This window comes from Mesorhizobium sp. WSM3224 (assembly GCF_000427725.1).
Classification (GTDB): Bacteria; Pseudomonadota; Alphaproteobacteria; order Rhizobiales; family Rhizobiaceae; genus Mesorhizobium.
In genome coordinates this window covers 1-19,185 of record NZ_ATYO01000026.1, presented here as the reverse complement: position 1 = coordinate 19,185, position 19,185 = coordinate 1, and the positions used below count along the sequence as shown (strand labels likewise).

At 64.3% G+C, this 19,185-nt stretch carries 18 protein-coding genes; 8 read left to right on the top strand and 10 right to left on the bottom strand.

All coding sequences use genetic code 11. From position 1 onward, the window contains the following. The first annotated feature begins 136 nt into the window (after positions 1-136). Entirely contained in the window at positions 137-967 is an 831-nt protein-coding gene (locus YU3_RS0127290; protein WP_027169190.1) for a PhzF family phenazine biosynthesis protein, read from the top strand. A 6-nt stretch (positions 968-973) separates the two neighbouring features. Here the strand turns inward: YU3_RS0127290 and YU3_RS0127285 are convergent, their stop codons facing one another. From YU3_RS0127285 to YU3_RS0127275, 3 genes are all read right to left on the bottom strand, one after another. Then, positions 974-2,224, bottom strand: coding sequence for an LLM class flavin-dependent oxidoreductase (locus YU3_RS0127285; RefSeq protein WP_027169189.1), 1,251 nt, complete (start codon positions 2,222-2,224; stop codon positions 974-976). Further along, the gene (locus YU3_RS0127280) at positions 2,221-3,186 is read right to left on the bottom strand and encodes an LLM class flavin-dependent oxidoreductase (RefSeq protein ID WP_027169188.1); all 966 of its coding nucleotides are present in this window, start codon (positions 3,184-3,186) and stop codon (positions 2,221-2,223) included. The genes YU3_RS0127285 and YU3_RS0127280 overlap by 4 nt, the downstream gene beginning before the upstream one ends. Positions 3,187-3,421: 235 nt before the next feature. Next, entirely contained in the window at positions 3,422-4,342 is a 921-nt protein-coding gene (locus tag YU3_RS0127275; protein WP_027169187.1) for a LysR family transcriptional regulator, read from the bottom strand. A 151-nt stretch (positions 4,343-4,493) separates the two neighbouring features. Between YU3_RS0127275 and YU3_RS0127270 the strand changes: the two genes are divergently transcribed. From YU3_RS0127270 to YU3_RS0127255, 4 genes are all read left to right on the top strand, one after another. Next, positions 4,494-5,720, top strand: a complete 1,227-nt coding sequence (locus YU3_RS0127270; RefSeq protein WP_027169186.1) for a urate hydroxylase PuuD — start codon at positions 4,494-4,496, stop codon at positions 5,718-5,720. Between the two features lie 2 nt (positions 5,721-5,722). After that, positions 5,723-7,036: a guanine deaminase gene (gene guaD / locus YU3_RS0127265; protein WP_027169185.1), complete on the top strand. Its 1,314-nt coding sequence runs from the start codon at positions 5,723-5,725 to the stop codon at positions 7,034-7,036. Between the two features lie 75 nt (positions 7,037-7,111). After that, positions 7,112-7,615, top strand: a complete 504-nt coding sequence (locus tag YU3_RS0127260) for a heme-degrading domain-containing protein (protein ID WP_027169184.1) — start codon at positions 7,112-7,114, stop codon at positions 7,613-7,615. Next, positions 7,612-8,886, top strand: coding sequence for a glycerate kinase (locus YU3_RS0127255; protein ID WP_027169183.1), 1,275 nt, complete (start codon positions 7,612-7,614; stop codon positions 8,884-8,886). Before YU3_RS0127260 ends, YU3_RS0127255 begins: the two co-directional genes overlap by 4 nt. 127 nt (positions 8,887-9,013) lie before the next feature. On the opposite strand, the gene YU3_RS0127250 is transcribed toward YU3_RS0127255, so the two are convergent. From YU3_RS0127250 to YU3_RS0127230, 5 genes are all read right to left on the bottom strand, one after another. After that, a complete protein-coding gene (locus YU3_RS0127250; protein WP_027169182.1) occupies positions 9,014-9,691 on the bottom strand; it encodes a UdgX family uracil-DNA binding protein in 678 nt (225 codons plus the stop codon). Between the two features lie 59 nt (positions 9,692-9,750). Beyond that, positions 9,751-11,157, bottom strand: a complete 1,407-nt coding sequence (locus YU3_RS0127245) for a glutamine synthetase family protein (RefSeq protein WP_027169181.1) — start codon at positions 11,155-11,157, stop codon at positions 9,751-9,753. Between the two features lie 11 nt (positions 11,158-11,168). Beyond that, positions 11,169-12,551 (bottom strand): aspartate aminotransferase family protein, encoded by a 1,383-nt coding sequence (locus YU3_RS0127240; protein WP_027169180.1) that lies wholly within the window; start codon positions 12,549-12,551, stop codon positions 11,169-11,171. A 185-nt stretch (positions 12,552-12,736) separates the two neighbouring features. Then, on the bottom strand, positions 12,737-13,711 hold the full coding sequence (locus YU3_RS0127235; RefSeq protein ID WP_027169179.1) for a WD40 repeat domain-containing protein: 975 nt from the start codon (positions 13,709-13,711) through the stop codon (positions 12,737-12,739). A 263-nt stretch (positions 13,712-13,974) separates the two neighbouring features. After that, positions 13,975-15,018, bottom strand: coding sequence for a GTP-binding protein (locus tag YU3_RS0127230; RefSeq protein WP_027169178.1), 1,044 nt, complete (start codon positions 15,016-15,018; stop codon positions 13,975-13,977). 387 nt (positions 15,019-15,405) lie between these two features. On the opposite strand from YU3_RS0127230, the gene YU3_RS0127225 reads away from it, so the two are divergent. Beyond that, positions 15,406-15,879, top strand: a complete 474-nt coding sequence (locus YU3_RS0127225; protein WP_027169177.1) for a MarR family transcriptional regulator — start codon at positions 15,406-15,408, stop codon at positions 15,877-15,879. A gap of 227 nt (positions 15,880-16,106) precedes the next feature. On the opposite strand, the gene YU3_RS0127220 is transcribed toward YU3_RS0127225, so the two are convergent. Further along, positions 16,107-16,973 carry an AraC family transcriptional regulator gene (locus YU3_RS0127220; protein ID WP_027169176.1) on the bottom strand — a complete coding sequence of 289 codons (867 nt, stop codon included), beginning with the start codon at positions 16,971-16,973 and terminating at the stop codon, positions 16,107-16,109. Positions 16,974-17,020: 47 nt separating this feature from the next. Between YU3_RS0127220 and YU3_RS0127215 the strand changes: the two genes are divergently transcribed. Continuing rightward, positions 17,021-17,428 (top strand): DUF2000 family protein, encoded by a 408-nt coding sequence (locus YU3_RS0127215; protein ID WP_027169175.1) that lies wholly within the window; start codon positions 17,021-17,023, stop codon positions 17,426-17,428. A gap of 45 nt (positions 17,429-17,473) precedes the next feature. Here YU3_RS0127215 and YU3_RS0127210 read toward each other — a convergent pair whose 3' ends face one another. Further along, the gene (locus YU3_RS0127210; protein ID WP_027169174.1) at positions 17,474-17,878 is read right to left on the bottom strand and encodes a GNAT family N-acetyltransferase; all 405 of its coding nucleotides are present in this window, start codon (positions 17,876-17,878) and stop codon (positions 17,474-17,476) included. Positions 17,879-18,245: 367 nt separating this feature from the next. On the opposite strand from YU3_RS0127210, the gene YU3_RS0127205 reads away from it, so the two are divergent. Next, entirely contained in the window at positions 18,246-19,172 is a 927-nt protein-coding gene (locus tag YU3_RS0127205) for an IS110 family transposase (RefSeq protein ID WP_027167584.1), read from the top strand. The last annotated feature ends 13 nt before the right edge of the window (positions 19,173-19,185 follow it).

Genomic DNA, 19,185 nt, shown 5'->3' with positions numbered 1-19,185 from the left:
GTTCCGCATTGGATCGAAGAGCCGCAGTGTCGGCCGCAGATATGACTGCCGCTCACAGCTGCTCGTCGCTTTCTTCGTTTCCCATACCGGGTCGAACCGTGTTTTCTGCGCGCCTGACCAACACGAGGCGAGCGACATGGACGTTTTGCGCATAGCGGCATTTTCGGATGGGAACACCGGCGGCAATCCCGCCGGCGTGGTGATCGGCGACGTTTTGCCCGATGCCGCGGACATGCAGCGCGTCGCGGCCGAAGTCGGCTTTTCGGAAACCGCCTTTGCCGCGCCCGAAGGTGAAAGCTGGCGCGTCCGCTACTTCTCGCCGGAATCGGAAGTGCCGTTCTGCGGCCACGCCACCATCGCGTTGGGCGCGGCGCTGGTCAGAAAGTTCGGTGACGGCATTTTCAAGCTGACCCTCAACCAGGCCAACATAACGGTCAACGGTTTTCGCGATGGCGCCAATTTTGCCGCCGCCCTGCAGTCGCCACCGACGCGCAGCGGGCCGGCTTCGTCGGAACTGGTCGGCGAGGCGATCTCCCTGTTCGGCTATCAGCCAGGCGACCTCGACCCGGCCATTCCGCCGGCGCTCATCCATGGTGGCGCCGATCATCTCGTGCTGGCGCTGAAGTCTCGCGAGGCGTTGGCCGCCATGGCTTATGATCTGAAGCAAGGCCAGTCCTTCATGCGGCGCGAAGGCCTGGTCACAATCCTGCTCGCCTATGCCGAAACGCCGCGCCTCTTCCACACGCGCAATCCATTCGCTTCCGGCGGTGTCTATGAGGACCCGGCGACGGGTGCCGCGACCGCTGCCTTTGCCGGCTATCTGCGCGATCTCGGCTGGCCGCATGGCGGCGCGATCGACATCGTCCAGGGCGAGGACATGGGCATGCGCTCTCGGCTGCATGCCGACATTCCGCCTGCGGCTGGCAGCTCGATTAGGGTTTCGGGCACGGCCCGTTTGATGGACTAAGCCGATCTAGATCGCCCGCTTTAGGCCGAGATGCTCCCGCAGCGTGCGGCCTTCATAGTCCTTGCGGAACAGGCCTCGCCGCTGCAGTTCCGGAACCACCAGCGTCGCGAAAGCGTCGAGCTCGCCCGGGAACCAGGACGGCATGACGTTGAAGCCGTCGGCCGCGCCGCCCTCGAAACGGGCCTGCAATTCGTCGGCGATTTCTTCGGCGGTGCCGACGACGCGCCAATGGCCGCGCGCGCCGGCAAAGTAACGCGCGAGCTCACGGATCGAGAGCCCGTCGCGGCGCGCCTGCTCGATGACCAGCGCCTGCCGGCTCTTCATGCCTTCGCTCTCCGGCAGCTCCGGCAGCGGCCCATCGATCGGATAGCGCCCAAGATCGGAGATGCTGAGATAGCTGGAGAGCAGCGCCACGCCGACATCGTCGGGGATCAATTCCTGCAGCGCATCGTATTTTGCCTGCGCCTCGGCTTTCGTCGCCGCGACGATCGGCGCCACGCCGGGCATGATCTTGACGTCCTCCGGCTGCCGTCCATAGGCGGCGAGCCGCCCCTTGAGGTCGTCATAGAAGGCTTTTGCGTCCTCGAAAGTCTGCGCCGCCGAGAACACGACATCGGCGGTTCGCGCGGCAAGATCCTTGCCGTCGTCCGAAGCCCCGGCCTGCACCATGACCGGCGCGCCTTGCGGCGAGGGCGGTATGTCGAGCGGATCGCGCACCGAAAAGCTCTCGCCGTCATGGCCGGCGGCGCGCCGGTTCCACAGGTCGGCGATGACGGTGGCGAACTCGCGCGCCCGGGCATAGCGATCCGCATGCGGTCTGAGGCCGGTCGCGCGGAAATTCGCGGCCTCGATGGGGCTTGCTGAGGTGACAAGGTTCCAACCGGCCCGTCCGCCGCTCAGATTGTCGAGCGAGGCGAAGGTTCGCGCCAGCCCATAGGGTTCGTTGTAACTCGTCGATGCCGTCGAGACGAGACCGATGCGCTCCGTCTTTGCGGCGAGGGCCGAAAGCAGGCTGATCGGTTCGAAACCGATCGAGCGCGAGGTCTGGCTGGCGATTTGGACATTGGCCTCGCGCAGGCCCGCCGCGTCCTCGCAGAACACCATGTCGAACTTCGCCGCTTCCGCCGTGCGCGCCAGCGCTATGTAGTGGTCGATGTCGATGCCGGCCGTGACATAAGCATCCGGATGACGCCAGGCGGCAATGTGGTGGCCGGTTGCCCAGAGGAACAGGCCGAGCTTCATCTGGCGCGCGCTCATTGTCCGCCCCCCGCGCCAAGTCCGAAATGATCACGCAGCGTTGCCTCGGCATGAGCAGAGCGGGCGAGGCCTCGGCGACGAAGGTCCGGCAGCACGCGATCGGTGAAGTCGCCGACTGCCGAAAGATCAGCCGGCAAAGTGAGGTTCAGACCATCGCAGGCTTGCCCGGCGAACCAGCGGTCCAGCCTCTCTGTGCTGAATTCAGGTCCAACGGGGAAAGTGACTAGCACCTTCAGCGCTTCCGGCTCGCGTCCGGCAGTGACCGCCCGGCGTTTCAGGCGGTTACAAGCGGCCATTGCGTCTGCCGGTGCCACGTCGTCGAGCATGATGACGTCAGCGACCTTGGCGCCAAAATCGAGATCTGCTTCCGTCAGGCCGGACATGACCAGAACCGGCGTATCCTGCGGCGAGCGGGCGACATTGAGCGGCCCGCGTACCGAGAAGAACTCGCCCTTGTGATCGAGGAAATGCATCTTGCCGGGATCGTGGAACCGGCCGCCCCCTCTGTCGAACAGCAGCGCGCCCGGGTCCCAGCCCCGCCATAGCCCCTGGACGATGCCGATATATTCTTCCGCACGGCGGCGGAAATCATCGTCCGAAAAGCCTTCGGGCCGGCTGAAATTTGCCGCCTCGCGCGGATTTTGCCTCAGCGTTGCATTCCAGCCGATGCGACCATGACTGATGATGTCCAGTGAAGCGAAGCGACGCGCCAGATTGTAGGGCTGGTGCGCGAGCGTCGAAGCGCTGGCGACGAGGCCGATCCTGTCGGTCACGGTCGCCAGGCCGGCAAGCAGCGTCGTCGCCTCGAACGGGCTGCTCGACGGCCCATCCGTTGCGTCGGAAATGATGACCATATCCACGCCTGCCGCCTCGGCCTGCCGCACGAAGGCGGCGAACTCCGCAAATGTCAGGGAAGCCTGCCCGGCGGCGGAAGCAATGTTAAGCGAAACGGCGAGATGCATAATGCGGCCCTTCGGCTGCCTTGAAACTCGGGCAGCCGTCTGGCCATCAACCTAGGTCCGCCCTCGCGTAAGGCAACGGGATCGAGTGGGCCACCAGCCTGTCACTTGCCGGCAGTCAACGCCCATCACGTAGTCATTCTATGGTCTGCGCCGCGTCGCTTCGTATCGCTCGGCCCGTGGATGACCACGTCACGGAGGCTTCGGCCAATCCCGACGCATGCAACGCCACGGCCCCTCACTTCCCCGCGAGAAGATCCTTGATCAGCCGCTGGCAGCGCTCGGCCATGAAGTCCAGCAGCAGCCGCACCTTGGGGTCCTGCAGCTTCTTGTGCGGATAGACGGCGGCGAATTGCACCGGCGTCGGCGGCGTCTTGGCCAGGATCACCTTCAGCCGCTGGTCGCGGATGAACGGCTCGACCTCGAAGCGCGGCTTGTTGATTATGCCGCGCCCCGACAGCGCCCAGCCGGTCAGCACATCGCCGTCATCGGTGTCATAAGGGCCGTGCACCTCGAATTTCTGCGGGCCGCTCGGCGTCTGCAGCGTCCAGACATATTCGCGTGCGCCGGCGTAGCGCAGCATCAGGCAATCGTGCTTCTTGCCGATCAGTTCCTGCGGCTCGGCCGGTTCGCCCCGCGCCTCAAGATATTTCGGCGCCGCCACCAGCACGCGCTCGCATTCCATGATTCCGCGCATCCTGAGGCTCGAATCCTCGATGATGCCGAGCCGGAAGGCGACGTCGATGCCTTCCTTCATGATGTCGACATTGTGGTCGGAGAGCCGCAGACGCACCTCGATATCAGGGTATTTATCGTGGAAATCCGGGATGCCGGAGGCAACCAGCCGCCGGCCGAGGCCGAGCGGCGCGGTCACGCGGATCGTGCCGCGCGGCTGGCCGGAAAGCGCCGCGACCGCGGCTTCCGCCTCGGTGATCGCATCCAGCACCTGCTTGGCGCCGGTGTAGAACACCGTGCCATGCTCTGTCGGCATCAACTGCCTTGTCGTGCGGTTGAACAATCGCACGCCCAGATGCTTCTCCAGCTCCTTGATGCGGTTGGAGGCGACCGCCGGCGAAAGGCGCATGTCGCGCCCAGCGGCCGACAGATTGCCGAGCTCGACGACGCGGACGAAGACGGCGATGTTGTCGAGATAGGCCATTGGCTTTTCGTGGCTCTCAAGCGGCGGCGTAGGGCAAGCCTAGTATTTTCCAATTTTTTTTGAAAGTCATCGCATACCTCGCCTCTTTTCGTTTGCGCTCCACCTCGTAAAGTCACTCAATCGGCGGGGGCAATTTCCCAGGGGTTACTCGATGATGGATTTCGCGATTTTCTGGGATTGGCTGAGTTTCGCCGTCCGCTGGCTGCATGTCATCACCGGTATCGCCTGGATCGGCTCGTCCTTCTATTTCGTCGCCCTCGACCTCGGCCTGCGCCAGCGTCCCGGCCTGCCCGCCGGCGCCTTCGGCGAGGAATGGCAGGTGCATGGCGGCGGCTTCTACCACATCCAGAAATACCTGGTGGCGCCGGCCGAAATGCCGGAGCATCTCACCTGGTTCAAATGGGAATCCTATGCCACCTGGCTGTCGGGCTTCGCCATGCTCTGCGTGGTCTATTATGCCGGCGCCGATCTCTTCCTGATCGATCCCAACGTGCTCAACATCTCGGTGCCGGTCGGCATCCTGCTGTCGATGGCCACCATCGGCGTCGGCTGGATCGTCTACGATCTGCTCTGCCGCTCGCCGCTCGGCAAAAGCGACACCGGGCTGATGCTGGTGCTCTATTGCGTGCTGGTCTTCATCGCCTGGGGCCTCACTCATCTCTTCACCGGCCGCGCCGCCTTCCTACATCTCGGCGCCATCACCGCCACGATCATGTCGGCCAATGTCTTCTTGGTCATCATCCCGAACCAGAAGATCGTCGTCGCCGACCTTATCGCCGGCCGCAAGCCGGACCCGAAATACGGCAAGATCGCCAAGCAGCGCTCGCTGCACAACAACTACCTGACCTTGCCGGTCCTGTTCCTGATGCTGTCGAACCACTACCCGCTGGCGTTCGGGACTGAGTTCAACTGGGTCATCGCCTCGCTGGTGTTCATCGTCGGCGTCTTGATCCGGCATTATTTCAACACGGTGCATGCACGACAAGGCAATCCGACCTGGACGTGGCTCGGCGCCGCCGTGCTGTTCATGATCATCATCTGGCTGTCGACGGTGCCGAAAGTGCTGACCGGCGAGCCGAAGACCTCGGCTGCCTCCGCCGCTGCGCAGGTCTATATCGCTTCGGCCCATTTCCCGGCCGTTCGCGACACCGTGCTCGGCCGCTGCTCGATGTGCCACACGGAAGAGCCGGTCTATGAAGGCATCTACCATGCGCCGAAGGGCGTGCTGCTCGACACCGATGAGCGCATCGCCGAGCACGCCCGCGAGATTTATATCCAGGCCGGCCGGGCGCATGCCATGCCGCCAGCCAACGTCAGCCATATCACCGACCAGGAGCGAGCCTTGCTTGTGGCCTGGTTCGAAGGCGCCGGAAAATAAGCATGACAATGAAATTATTGCGCGGCCGCACGCTCTCCTTCCTGCGTTGGCCCGAAGCGATAGACGACCATTCAGCCTGGCGCTACGAGGAGGATGGCGGGCTGCTGATCGACAACGGCAAGATCGTTGCCGCCGGACCCTATGCCGAGGTCGCGAAGAAGGCGGGCGCGGGCGTCGAGACGATCGACCATCGCCCGCATCTCATCCTGCCCGGCTTCATCGACGCGCATGTGCACTTCCCGCAGATGCAGATCATCGCGTCTTACGGCGCCGAACTGCTCGACTGGCTGAACAAATACACCTTCCCGGAAGAATCGAAATTCCAGAATGCGCAGCACGGCCGCCGCATCGCCAGGCTGTTCCTCGACGAGATGCTGCGACACGGCACGACGACGGTCGCTGCCTATTGCTCGGTGCACAAATCGTCGGCGGAAGCCTTCTTCGCCGAGTCGCATGAGCGCAATATGCTCAACATCGCGGGCAAGGTGATGATGGACCGCAACGCGCCGGACGCCGTGCTCGACACGCCGCAAACCGGCTATGACGACTCCAAGGCGCTGATCGCCGAATGGCACGGCAAGGGCCGCCAGCTCTATGCCATCACGCCGCGCTTCGCCATCACCTCCTCGCCCGAGCAACTGGAGATGGCCGGCGCGCTTTGCCGGGAACATCCCGATCTCCACATGCAGACGCATCTGTCGGAGAACCACGCCGAGATCGCCTTCACACAGGAACTCTACCCCTGGTCGCGCGACTATACCGACGTCTATGAGCATTACGACCTGCTCGGTAAAAAGAGCCTGTTCGGGCACTGCATCCACCTGTCGGAACGCGAAGCCGATGCGCTGTCGGCCTCGGGCTCGGTGGCGGTGTTCTGCCCGACCTCCAATCTTTTCCTCGGCTCCGGCCTGTTCGACTACCAGCGTTATCGCCGGCGCGAGAAGCCGCTTCGGATCGCGGCGGCGACCGATGTCGGCGGTGGCACCAACTATTCGATGCTGCGCACCATGGATGAAGGTTACAAGGTGATCGCGCTGAACGGCGAGAAGCTCAATCCGTTCCAGTCCTTCTGGCAATTGACGCGCGGCAATGCCGAGGCGTTGTCCGTGTCCGACAAGGTCGGCACGCTGGACGAAGGCACCGATGCCGACATCGTCGTGCTCGACGCTCACGCCACGCCTGGCATGCGGCTGAGGATGGAGACGGCGGAAACGCTGGCCGAGGAGCTGTTCCTGCTGCAGACGCTGGGCGACGACCGCGCCGTGCGCGAGGTCTATGTGGCGGGGCGGCAGGCGAAGAGCGCGATTGTCGCGTGAACTGCGATGCGCTCTTCGCTTGACCCGGCGTCAGTCATCGGCCAAAGCGTGCTTCGACGCTGACAGGGGAACGCCATGGCCACCGCCGACGACATCGCTCTGATCAAGAAACAGGAAGCCACGCTGGTCTTCCCGGCCTTCGACGAGGCCGTCGCCTTCAAGATCGGTTCAGCCATCAGGGACCGGGCGCTGAAGGAAAACCTGCCGATTATCGTCGACATCAGGACCTTCGACCGGCCGCTCTTCTATGCCGCGATGCCGGGCTCCAACGCCTCCAATCCTGATTGGGCGCGCCGCAAGATCAATGTCGTGAAGCGCTATCTGAGAAGCACCTATCGGCTCGTGCTTGAGCAGCAGCGTCACGACCGCACCTTCAAGGTCGGCGAGGCGCTCGACATTGCCGACTATGTGCTTGCCGGCGGCGGCTTCCCCGTCACCGTGAAGGGCGCTGGGGTCATCGGAGTCATCGCCGTCTCGGGCCTGCCGGAGCGCGAGGATCACGGCGTCGTCGTCGACGCGCTCTGCGCCCATCTCGGCATCGATGCGAGCGGGCTCGCGCTGCCGCCGGAAGAAAAATGACCGACCCGAAAAGCCTCCTCACGTCGATCTTCAACGCCGCCGTCGCCGCCGCCGATCCGGAAAAGACGATCCGCAATCATTTGCCGGCGAAGCCGAAAGGCCGCACCATCGTCATCGGCGCGGGAAAAGGCTCGGCGCAGATGGCCGCCGCCTTCGAGAAGGTGTGGGACGGTCCGATCGACGGGCTGGTCGTCACCCGTTACGGCTATGGCGCGAAATGCGAGCGCATCGAGATCATCGAGGCAGCGCACCCGGTGCCTGATGCCGCCGGCCTCGAGGCGTCGCGCCGGCTGCTGGAGAAGGTGCGGGACCTAACCGCCGACGATCTGGTCGTGGCGCTGATTTCGGGCGGGGGCTCGGCGCTGCTGCCGTCTCCCGCTCCCGGCCTGACTTTGGCCGATGAGATCGCCGTCAACGAGGCGCTGCTTGCCTCCGGCGCGCCGATCGCGGCCATGAACACCATCCGCAAGCATGTCTCGACCATCAAGGGCGGGCGCCTTGCCGCTGCCGCCCATCCGGCGCGAGTGGTGTCGCTGGTCGTTTCCGACATCCCGGGCGACAATCCGGCGCTGGTCGCTTCGGGTCCGACCGTCCCCGACACCGGCAGCCGCGAGGATGCGCTGGCCTCGATCGCCGCCTATGGCATGAAGCTGCCGGCCTCCGTCATGGCGCATATCCAGTCGCCGGCCGCCGATGCGCCACGTCCCGAAGATGCGCGCTTCGCCGGCAACGAAGTGCACCTGACCGCCTCGGCCGGCGTGTCGCTGGAAGCTGCCGCAGCTGAGGCAAGGCGGCAAGGCATCGAGGCCGTCATCCTCTCGGACTCAATCGAAGGCGAGGCGCGCGAGGTCGGCGGCGTCCATGCCGCGATCGCCCGCGAGGTGGCGACGCGCAACCGGCCTTTTGCCAAGCCGGTGCTCATTCTTTCAGGCGGCGAGACGACGGTGACGCTTCGCGCCCCAATTGGTGGCACCAAGGGCAAAGGCGGCCGCAACTCCGAATTCCTGCTTGCTTTCGCGATCGGCATCAACGGCGTGGGCGGCATCGTCGCTCTGGCCGCCGACACCGACGGCATCGACGGCTCGGAGAACAACGCCGGCGCCTTCGCCGACGGCTCGACCGTGTCGCGCATGCGCGCGGCGGGCGTCGACGCCAAGGCAATGCTTGCCGGCAACAATGCCTGGACGGCCTTCGACGCGGTCGGTGATCTGTTCGTGCCAGGGCCGACCGGCACGAATGTGAACGATCTGAGGGCGATTCTGGTTAGGTAGCACAGAGCCCCGCAGAAGTCGTATCGGAATGGATACTCGGGTCCGTGCGCGTCGCTTCGCTCCTTGCTTTGCCCGTGGATGACGAAGCGACGGGCGCCTTGGCTAGCCCCCAAGGCTGCGCGATCGATCACGCCGCCATCAGCTGCTTCACCTTCCTCATATCCTTCAGAAACCGCTCGCGCTCAGCGTCCTTGTCCGCCGGCTCGCGGATGCGCAGGATGAGCGAGGGGTGGATCGTGATGAACACGCGCAAGCCGTCGTCGCGCTCGATTACCTCGCCGCGTCGCTTCAGCACCGGCACCGCCTTGCCGAGCAGCGACTGCGCCGCCGTCGCGCCGAGCGCCACCACCACCTGCGGCTTGATGAGGTCGAGCTCTTTGTCCAGCCACCAGCGGCAGGCCTGGATCTCGCCGGCATTCGGCTTGGAATGGATGCGGCGCTTGCCGCGCGGCTCGAACTTGAAATGCTTGACGGCGTTGGTGACGTAGGTTTTCCGTCGCTCGATGTCGGCATCATCCAGCGTGGCGTCGAGGATTCTTCCCGCCGGACCAACAAAAGGCTTGCCGGCCAGATCCTCCTGGTCGCCGGGCTGCTCGCCGACGAAGACCACCTCGGCGCTTTCAGGCCCTTCGCCGAATACGGTCTGCGTCGCGTCGCGCCAAAGCGGGCAGCGTCGGCAGCCTTTCGCCGCCTCGCGCGCCTCATCGATGGAGAGGGCATCTCCCCCTGCAGCTACCTCCGGTGCGGGAATCTGCCCGGCTGGACGCTTCGCTTCATGCTGCAAGGCTGCTGGTGTTGTTGCCATCGTTCCGTCTCGCCCGCCTCAAACTTGAAATGGGCGAGCCTGGCGATGGTTCCCGATCCTCACACTTCGTGCAGATAGAGGTGGTAATCCAGCTCGCTGACGGTGCGCGCGACGCGCAGATATTCCGCCTGCTTGATCGCCACGAAAGTCCGGTGCAGGTCGGCGCCGAGCGCCGATTTCAGGAAATCCGAGGCTCTGGCCGCCTCGATCGCGGCGCGCCAGTCGGCAGGCATGGTCGATTCCCCTGCTGCCTGCTCGTAGCCGTTCCCGGTTGTCTCAAGCCCTGGATCCAGCCCTTCGTCGAGGCCTTTGACGATGCCGGCCAGCACCGTCGCCGCCACCAGATAAGGATTGGCGTCGACACCGGATGGCCGATGCTCGATGCGGCGGTTCTTGGCATCGCCAGCCGGCACGCGCAGCGCCACCGAGCGGTTGTTGACGCCCCAGCTCGGCGCCACGGGCGCGTAGGATTGCGAGACGAAGCGCCGCCACGAATTGGCGTGTGGCGCAAACACCAGCATCGATTCCGCCATGGTGTGGATCAGGCCGCCAAGCGCGTTGAGCAGGCTCAATGACCATTTTTCGCCGGCAGCCTCGGTGAAGACGTTTCGGCCCGCACCGTCCTGCAGCGAGACATGAAAATGCATGCCTGAACCGGCATAGGCCTCGATGGGCTTGGCCATGAAGCATGCGGTGACGCCATGCCGCCGCGCCTGCGCGCGCACCAGCCGTTTCAGCATGATCAGGTCGTCGGCCGCCCGCATCACGTCCTTGCGGTAGTTCAGCGTCAGCTCGTACTGGCCGGGCGCGTATTCGGAGATCACGGTCTCCGCCGGAATGCCTTGCGCCTTGGCTGCGGCGTAGATGTCGGAAAACAGCGGCTCCATGCCGTGCAGATGGTCGACCGAATAGACCTCTGTCTTGGCCGAGCGGCGGCCGTCGAGCACCGCGCGCGCCGCCTGCACCTTGCCATCGGCATCGCGCTCATTGGACAGCAGGAAAAACTCCAGCTCGAAGGCGCCGGCAGGATGCAGCCCGCGCGCCGCCAGCAGTTCCACCTGCCTTGCCAGCACCAGCCGCGGGTCGGAGGTCATCGGCTGGCCGTCGAGGTGGTGCATCGACATCAGCACCTGGCCGCGCGCAGGCTTGGTGCCGTGCAGCGGCACCAGCGTGCCGGGGATCGGCCATGCCCGCAGGTCGCCGTCGCCGGTGTCCCATACCAGCCCGGTTTCGTGCACATCCTCGCCGGTGATATCGAGGCCGAGGATCGAGATAGGCAGATGCCGGCCGTTCTCGAAAATGCCCATCAACTCGTGCCGGCGCACGATCTTGCCGCGGCCGATGCCGTTGGCATCGGTGAGCACGACGTCGAACGCCTCTATCTTGGGATGAGCATCGAGAAAGGCCTTCGCCTCGGCGGGTGTCGAGCCTGAGGGGGAGGTCGCAACGGCGTTGGGATTGTCCATCGCCGCTTTTCTCACGCCGTCAGCCTGGCTGCAACAGCGGCGAAGGCGGCGATCAGCCGGCTCACTTGCGCTGCCGTCGTTGCCGGCGAAATCAGCATCATGTTGTGGAACGGCGCGATCAATACGCCGCGATTGACCAGCGCCACATGGATGGCGGCTTCCAGCTCCGGCGCATGCGCCTTCTCGGCCTCGCCGCCATTTTGCAATGGCCCGGGCGCGCAGATGAACTCGACGCGCGCCCCGACACGTGCGACGTGCCATGGCAAGTGATAACGGTCGATGACCGCGCAGAGCCCGGCGTCGAGGCGGCGCGCCAGCCGGTCCATATGGGCGTAGGCCGCCTCAGTCATCACCTCTTCAAGCGTCGCGCGCATCGCCGCGAATTGCAGCGGATTGGCCGACAGTGTCGTGCCCATGCCGGAATAGCCGGGCTCCTTGGTCCGGTTGTAGGCGCCGTAGCGGGTGGCGACTTCCTCGCTCATGCCCCAGATGCTGGCCGGCACGCCGCCCGCGACCGGTTTGCCGAGCACGAACAGGTCCGGCTCCAGCCCGTGCTTGCTTGTATAGCCACCCGGCCCGGTCGAAATGGTGTGCGTCTCGTCGATCAGGAGCAGCGTGCCCGCCGCGCGGGTAAGGCGCCGCAGCGCGTCATGGAAACCGGGTCCCGGCAGCACCATGCAAGAATTGGTCAGCACCGGTTCGGTGATGACGCAGGCGACGTCGCGGTCGGCCAGTGCGGCCTCGAGCGCGGCAATGTCGTTGAACTCGATGATCTTGGTCGCCCGCGTGAGATCGCGGAATTCGCCGGCGAGGCCCGGCCGGTTGACCGCGATGCCGTCGATCAGCCGCACCATCGTCTCGTCGACCGAGCCATGATAGCAGCCGTTGAAGACAAGGATCTTCTCGCGGCCGGTCACCGCGCGGGCGACGCGCAGCGCGAAACGGTTGGCGTCGGTGGCGGTGGTGGCGATCTGCCAGTAGGGCAGGCCGAAGCGTTGCTGCAGGAGCGGGCCGATCGCCAGCGCATCCTCGCTGGGCAGCATGTAGGTCAGCCCACGACCGGACTGCCGGCGGATTGCGCGGGCAACCGCCGGCGGCGAATGGCCGAGCATCGAGCCGGTGTCGCCAAGGCAGAAATCGTCGAGCCTGTTGCCGTCGATATCGGTGATGGTGGCGCCTTTCGCGCCGTCGACCAGGATCGGGAATGGCGTCGGCCAGTCGGTCATCCAATGCATCGGCACGCCGCCCAGGAAGCCGGCAATGCCGTTGCCAAGCTTCGCCTCGGATTTCGGCCGCGCCTTGCGGAAGGCGGCCGCTTCCGTGTCGCGCAATTCGGCGATACGAGCGATGTCGATGCCGCCGATGGATGTTTTTGACGTGTCGCTGCCGTGCATGAAAACCCCTCTGCTGGCGCGGCACTCTGCCAACCGGTTTGCAAAACCGCAATTGGCCGCGCCGGGGGGCGGGCGTTGGCTCAGGCAGTAGGGCAGTAGGGCAGTAGGGCAGTAGGGCAGTAGGGCAGTAGGGCAGTAGGCAGTGGTGTCGTCGTCCCTAAGTCCTACTGCCTATTCCCTACTGCCTACGCCGTGATATCGATCACGCCGCAATCGCCGGCGGCACTGCCGAACACGATGCGGCGCTCTTCCTTGTCCCACATCATCGCGGTGATGGCGCCCTTGCCCGGGCGGCGCAGCAGCACTTCCTTGGCGTCGGCGAAACGCGCCGCGATCACCATGCCATCCTCATAGCCGATGGCCACGACATCCTGGCTCGGGTGACAGGCGACGCAGGTCACCATGGTGTTGCCGCGTGTGCCGAGCTCGAGCGGCGCCTTGCCCATCGGCCCGTCCTTGGCTGAAAAGGGCCAGACGATCGCCGCCGGCGCCCCCGAGCTCGCCAGCCATTTGCCCTTGACGCTCCAGGACAGGCTTTTGACCTTGCCGGGATAGCCGCTCATGCGCATGTGCTTGCCGTCGGCAAGCTTCCAGCCGTGCAGCGCATTCTCCTGCATGGTGGTCACGAGGAAAGCGCCGTCCGGCGAGAACGTGATGCCCGTATGGGCTCCGGCCCATTCGAGCTCCACCGGCTTGCCTTCGGCGGCCGGAAAATGCAGCGTCGCGCCATTGTAGCGGGCAACGCCGAAGCGCATGCCCTTGGGCGAGAAGGCGAGCCCCTCCACCGAGCGCGGATGCGTGAATTCCTTGGTCTTGCCGTCCGCGAAACGCACGAAAGCGTTCTTGCCCGAGGCATAGGCGATCGCGCCTTGTGGTCCGGCGGTGACGCTGGTGACCCATTTCCTGCCGGCGCTGGCGAGTTCGCTCACCTCGCCGCCGGCCTTTACGGCAAACACCTTGCCGTCCTCGCCGCCGGTGATCAGCCGGTCGTTGGCCGCATCGTGAAAGGCGGCAAGCAGCCCGTCATTGGCCCGCACGGTCTTGTGGCCATTATCGAGCCGGTGGATCGCCCCGTCGGCCAAGGCGAAATGCGGCACGTCGTTGAGAAAAACGGCGGCGACGCAATGGCCTTCGAGATCAAGCGGGGCGACTGTCGGCATGGCAGCTAATCCATTTGAGATTCCTGCCCTTTCCTTAAGGGGTTGAGCAACGGGTCTCAACCCGCCCTGGATTACAGGAAGAGGGGTGCCGGCGCTCGGCTCTCCCTTCTCCCCTTGTGGGAGAAGGTGGCCTCGCGAAGCGAGGTCGGATGAGGGGTGTTCCAGCTTGGCAAGACGGTAATCTGTCACCCACCCCTCAACCGTCTCGGCGCTGCGCGCCGATCCACCTTCTCCCACAAGGGGAGAAGGAGAAGATCAGGAAATCAAGCCACCTGGCAGGCTTCGAAGCTCTTCCTGAGCCGATCGGCATCGAGGTCGCGGCCGATGAACACCAGCCGGCTTTCGTGTTTTTCGCCGTCCTTCCAGGCGCGCTGGTGGTCGCCTTCGAGGATCATGTGCACGCCCTGCAGGACATAGCGGTCGTCGTCGCCCTTCAGCGCGATGATGCCTTTCAGCCGCAAGATGTTCGGTCCTTCCATCTGGGTCACCTTCTCGATCCAGGGGAAGAACTTCTTCGGATCCATCTCGCCGCCGCGCAGCGACACCGACTTCACCGTCACGTCATGGATGTCGGAAGCATGGTCGTGATGATGGTGATGATCGTGACCGTCACGATCATGGTGGTCGTGATCGTGGTCATGATCGTGGTCGTGCGCCTCGAGGAAGTGCGGGTCGTTCTCCAGCGCGCGCGAAAGATCGAAGGCGCCGCGGTCGAGCACCTCGCCCAGCGCCACGCCGGCGCGCTGGGTGCGATGGATCCTGGCCGCCGGGTTGATGGCCCGGATCGTGGCCTCGACCTTTTCGAGCTCTTCGGGGGTGACGAGATCGGTCTTGTTCAGCACCACCACATCGGCGAAGGCGATCTGGTCCTCGGCCTCCTTGGAATCCTTCAGGCGCAGCGGCAGGTGCTTGGCGTCGACCAGCGCCACCACCGCGTCGAGCTTGGTCTTGGAGCGCACGTCGTCATCCATGAAGAAGGTTTGCGCCACCGGCACCGGATCGGCGAGGCCCGTGGTCTCGACGACGATGGCGTCGAAGCGGCCGGGCCGCCGCATCAGGCCTTCGACGACGCGGATCAGATCGCCGCGCACCGTGCAGCACACGCAGCCATTGTTCATCTCGTAGATCTCCTCGTCGGATTCCACGATCAGGTCGTTGTCGATGCCGATCTCGCCGAACTCGTTGACGATGACGGCGTAACGCTTGCCGTGGTTCTCCGACAGGATGCGGTTGAGCAGCGTCGTCTTGCCCGCGCCGAGATAGCCGGTGAGAACGGTTACGGGGATTTGTGTCTGTGCATCGCTCATGGCTTGCCTCGAAAGTCTTGGCCTCGAAAATCTTGGATTGTCGGCCTCATATAGGATGGGTGCCACGCTTTTGCACGCGCCAAACCGATGAGCCAGTCGGACCCTCCAATCGCGGTGGCGCCGAAGACGGATCGGCGGCGGTCGGGGCCGGCCAAACGAAGGAGCCACGTGAGCGCCAAATGGCCTTTGCGAGCTTCCGCGGTGAATCTCGCCGGCTCAAAAGTCGTTTGTCATCTAACTGAAATAAACATCTGGCATCACCTGCGCGGGCACCGCAATGCTTGCCGGCAAAGCGTTTCGCAAGCCGGATTCTTAGAGATCGTCATTTGCCAACCGCAGGACAGCCTCTATGCTGCCCGCGCCGGTTCGGCCGAAGAGGGGATGACCATGGCCAAGGCGGACAAGACAGCGACAATGAGCCGGCTGCATTCGGCGGCAAGGCTGGCGCGCACGGCGCTCGCGGCGCGGCTTCTGGCGCACGGTTTCTATGCCGGCCAGGACCAGATCATGCTGGCGCTCGATCGCGAGGACGGCCAGACGCCCGGCAACCTCGCCGGCCGGCTCGGCGTGCGTCCGCCGACGATCACCAAGACCATCAACCGGCTGCAGGCGCAGGGCTTCCTTGAAAAACGCGCCTCCAACGCCGACGCCCGCCAGGCACACATCTTCCTCACCGAGTCCGGCCGCGAAACCATCCGCGCCATCGAGAAGTCGGTCAAGAAGACCGAGAAGCAGGCGCTGAGGGGCCTCGACAAGAAGGACCAGAAGGCGCTGTTCAAGCTGCTCGCCCGCATCGAGGCGAACCTGTCGAACGAAGATCTGGTGCTGATCGACGACGACGCGGAGCTGGATGAAGCGTGACGCGCAGCGTCATCGCTTCACGCGAGGCGTTTCCATTTAACGAGCGACGCGAAGCGTCGTCTCGAGCGACGTAAGCGCGACGCGCAGCGTCGTAGCTCCACGCGAGGCGTTGGTAAGGCACCACCCAAGCATCGGCGGCTTAGCGGAAAGGGCGACGACGCTGCGCGTCGCGCCTATGCGCTATCACCAAACGCCTCGCGGTTGAGCGACGACGCTACGCGTCGCGCTTACGCGTCGCGCCTCACCAGAGCCGCCCAACGCCCCGGCGTCATTCCGAACGCCTTCTTGAAATGCCGGTTGAAATGGCTCTGGTCGCTGAAGCCGGCGGCAGCGGCGATTTCCGCCAGCGCCTCTCCCTCGGCGATCATGCGCCGCGCCCTTTGCAGCCGGCGCATCAAAAGGAAGCGATGCGGGCTGGTCGAATAGGTCGCGCGAAAATGCCGCGACAGCGCGTAGCGGTCGAGGCCGGTAACGGCCTCCAGCTCGTCGGAGCGCACCGGCCGTTCGGCATTCTCCTCCAGATAGTCGCGGGCAAGTGCCGCGGCGCGCCATGCGGTCTTGCCCGTTGACTTTGCCGGCTGTCCGGCGTGGCGTTGAAGGTGTTGCGCCAGCTGCGCAACGAAATCCGCCACGAACAGGTCGCCGAGCTCTTCGTCCAGCGGCGCCAGCGCCGACAGCAGCGTTTCGCGCAAGCGAGGATCGTCGACGACGGCGTCGCGGACGAAGGGCAGCGGCTCGCCATCCAGGCAGTCGAGCAGCAGGGACGGCTCCAGGTACAGGATCCGGTAGCGTAAGCCATCTTCCGTGCCGGCGCCGCCATCATGCAATTCGTCGGGGTGCAGCACGATCGCCTGGCCGGGCAGGCTGTGTTGCAGCGCGCCGCGATAGTGGAAGCGCTGCACGCCCTGCAAGGTCACGCCGATGGCATAGGTGTCGTGCCGGTGCAGTTCAAAGGCGTTGCCGTGAAAGCGCGCTTCGATGCGTTCGAGGCCCAGGCCGCCCGGCGCCGAAACGATCCTGTCTCCGGTGGTGGTCGCATCCGCGCACGAACGTTCAAGACCTTCGAGCGTCTCGCCGCCTAGACCCAGCGCCATCGCCTCATCCATGCCCGTCATGGGCCAAATCCCGGAGAGACATTTTGGTGTTCGATACGAAATTTGCAATCGTTCTGAGGGAAGACCTCGCCGTCTGGCAGAAACTCAACGTCACCGCCTTCGTCACCAGCGGCATCGTCGCGCAGTTTCCTGGGGTCATCGGCGAGCCCTATCGCGACCGCGCCGGCAATCTCTACAACCCGCTCTCGATCCAGCCCGCCATCGTGCTTTCCGCTGACGGCCCTACGCTCAATGCGATCCATCGTCGGGCGCTGGAGCGCGGTGTGACGACATCCGCCTATGTCGAGGAGATGTTCGCGACCGGCCATGATGTCGCCAACCGCGCCGTCTTCGCCGAATCCGCCCCGGACGATGCAAAAATCGTCGGCATCGCGCTGCGCGCCGAAAAGAAGCTGGTCGACAAGATCACCAAGGGCGCCCGCATGCATGCGTAGGGCAAAACTCAATCAGCGCCCGGCGCACGGCCAGCAAACGAGCCCTTACCGCTCTCGAAATAAGAGACTTGCGGTCCCTTTTGCAAAGCCCAGTTTGCTGTAGAACGGGATGAGGTTGTCGGGGCAATAGAGTTCAAAACTGCGCACTTCTCTCAGCTTTTCGTGGTCGATGATCCGATTGATCATTGCCTGTCCAAGTCGCTTCCCACGAAAATCAGAACGCACGATCACGTCAAAAATCATCGCCTTGAATGTGTAATCTGTCAGCACGCGGGCGAATCCGATCAACTGGTCATTATCCGAGCAAAGGCCGATTGCTAAATCGGAATGTTCAACCATCCTGATGACATCTTGAAGCTGTCGCCCGGTTGTCCACCATTCCTTGCTGTAGAGATCATATAACTGACGCTGACGCTCGCCTTGGAAGGTCTCAATCCATGTATCCGGCACGTCGTCCTCCCGTTCCTTGGATCGGCCTACCAAACAGGAAACGATTCGACCTGAAAAGACTGCCTAGGGTCGAACTGGATCGTCGGAGTGATGGATAACGCAGGCCAGCGCAGCGTTCGCGAATAGCCGCAGCCTCCCCAACTTCGTCATCCACGGGCGGAGCGACGCGAAGCGGAGCGCAGACCCGAGGATCCTGTGTGTTGGTTTCGGTGTATGGTTGAAGTGGGAAGGAGACCGAGTGGATCCTGGTCGTCCTTTCGGACAGGCCGTGGCATGGCCCGGTCCCTTCCCACCGGTGAACCATCAACCTGAACAGTTGCACGGGGCTGTACCAAGCAGACCCCGCACCACAGGAAGAGGCGTGGACATGATAGTACAGAACTATGTCGGCTGCGACATCTCCAAGCAGTGGCTCGATTTTTTTGATGAGACAAGCAGTCGGTGCCAGCGCATCGACAACCAGGCCGATGCGATAGCAGCCTATGTGGCGGGCCTTGATCCCAGTCGGGATTTTGTCGTCATGGAGGCGACCGGGGTGCATGACCGGCTGCTGCGCCATGCGCTGGCCAAGGCCGGCGTGCCGTTCTCGCGCCACAACCCGGCCCATACCCACCACTATGCGAAGTCGACGAGACGGCGGGCCAAGACCGATCCTCTCGACGCCAGGATGCTGAGCGGCTACGGCCGTCGCTATCAGCCTGAAGCCGAGCCGGCGCCGAGCGAAGAAGTCGAGCAGCTTCAATCGCTTGCCCGCCACCGCGATCACCTGGTCGATACGCGGGCAACGCTGAAGAAGCACCTCGCCGAGGCTTTCGAGGCGATCGTCATTGCGGACCTTGAAGAAACGATCGCCTACCTCGACAGCCGCATCAAAGCGCTCGAGAGCCTGATTGCCGAAGTCATTCGCCAAAACCAGGACACCGCCCGCGACCACGCGCTGATGGTCTCCGTGCCCGGTGTCTCCAAGACCACCGCGCTCTGCCTGCTGGCGCTCCTGCCCGAGCTCGGCCAGCGTTCGCCCAAGGCGATCGCCGCGCTCGCCGGCCTTGCCCCGTTCGACAACAAGAGCGGCAAGCTCAACCGCAGGAGCCAGATCCAGGGCGGGCGATCACGCGTGCGCCGTGCCCTCTACATGGCAGCCCTCACGGCCATCAGAACCTGTGGCCGGTTCAAGTCCTTCTACAGCGCACTTGCCGCCCGCTCAGGGTCCAAGAAACTCGCTATCATCGCCGTCGCAAGGAAGCTCCTCGTCGTCCTCAACGCTGTCATCCGGGATAAAATCGCATTCGCATGAACACAGTTGCCAT

Excerpts from the sequence above, each read along its gene's own strand:
- YU3_RS0127290 (WP_027169190.1), top strand. The coding sequence starts at position 137 with ATGGACGTTTTGCGCATAGCGGCATTTTCGGATGGGAACACCGGCGGC.
- YU3_RS0127285 (WP_027169189.1), bottom strand. The coding sequence starts at position 2,224 with ATGAGCGCGCGCCAGATGAAGCTCGGCCTGTTCCTCTGGGCAACCGGC.
- YU3_RS0127280 (WP_027169188.1), bottom strand. The coding sequence starts at position 3,186 with ATGCATCTCGCCGTTTCGCTTAACATTGCTTCCGCCGCCGGGCAGGCT.
- YU3_RS0127275 (WP_027169187.1), bottom strand. The coding sequence starts at position 4,342 with ATGGCCTATCTCGACAACATCGCCGTCTTCGTCCGCGTCGTCGAGCTC.
- YU3_RS0127270 (WP_027169186.1), top strand. The coding sequence starts at position 4,494 with ATGATGGATTTCGCGATTTTCTGGGATTGGCTGAGTTTCGCCGTCCGC.
- guaD (WP_027169185.1), top strand. The coding sequence starts at position 5,723 with ATGACAATGAAATTATTGCGCGGCCGCACGCTCTCCTTCCTGCGTTGG.
- YU3_RS0127260 (WP_027169184.1), top strand. The coding sequence starts at position 7,112 with ATGGCCACCGCCGACGACATCGCTCTGATCAAGAAACAGGAAGCCACG.
- YU3_RS0127255 (WP_027169183.1), top strand. The coding sequence starts at position 7,612 with ATGACCGACCCGAAAAGCCTCCTCACGTCGATCTTCAACGCCGCCGTC.
- YU3_RS0127250 (WP_027169182.1), bottom strand. The coding sequence starts at position 9,691 with ATGGCAACAACACCAGCAGCCTTGCAGCATGAAGCGAAGCGTCCAGCC.
- YU3_RS0127245 (WP_027169181.1), bottom strand. The coding sequence starts at position 11,157 with ATGGACAATCCCAACGCCGTTGCGACCTCCCCCTCAGGCTCGACACCC.
- YU3_RS0127240 (WP_027169180.1), bottom strand. The coding sequence starts at position 12,551 with ATGCACGGCAGCGACACGTCAAAAACATCCATCGGCGGCATCGACATC.
- YU3_RS0127235 (WP_027169179.1), bottom strand. The coding sequence starts at position 13,711 with ATGCCGACAGTCGCCCCGCTTGATCTCGAAGGCCATTGCGTCGCCGCC.
- YU3_RS0127230 (WP_027169178.1), bottom strand. The coding sequence starts at position 15,018 with ATGAGCGATGCACAGACACAAATCCCCGTAACCGTTCTCACCGGCTAT.
- YU3_RS0127225 (WP_027169177.1), top strand. The coding sequence starts at position 15,406 with ATGGCCAAGGCGGACAAGACAGCGACAATGAGCCGGCTGCATTCGGCG.
- YU3_RS0127220 (WP_027169176.1), bottom strand. The coding sequence starts at position 16,973 with ATGGCGCTGGGTCTAGGCGGCGAGACGCTCGAAGGTCTTGAACGTTCG.
- YU3_RS0127205 (WP_027167584.1), top strand. The coding sequence starts at position 18,246 with ATGATAGTACAGAACTATGTCGGCTGCGACATCTCCAAGCAGTGGCTC.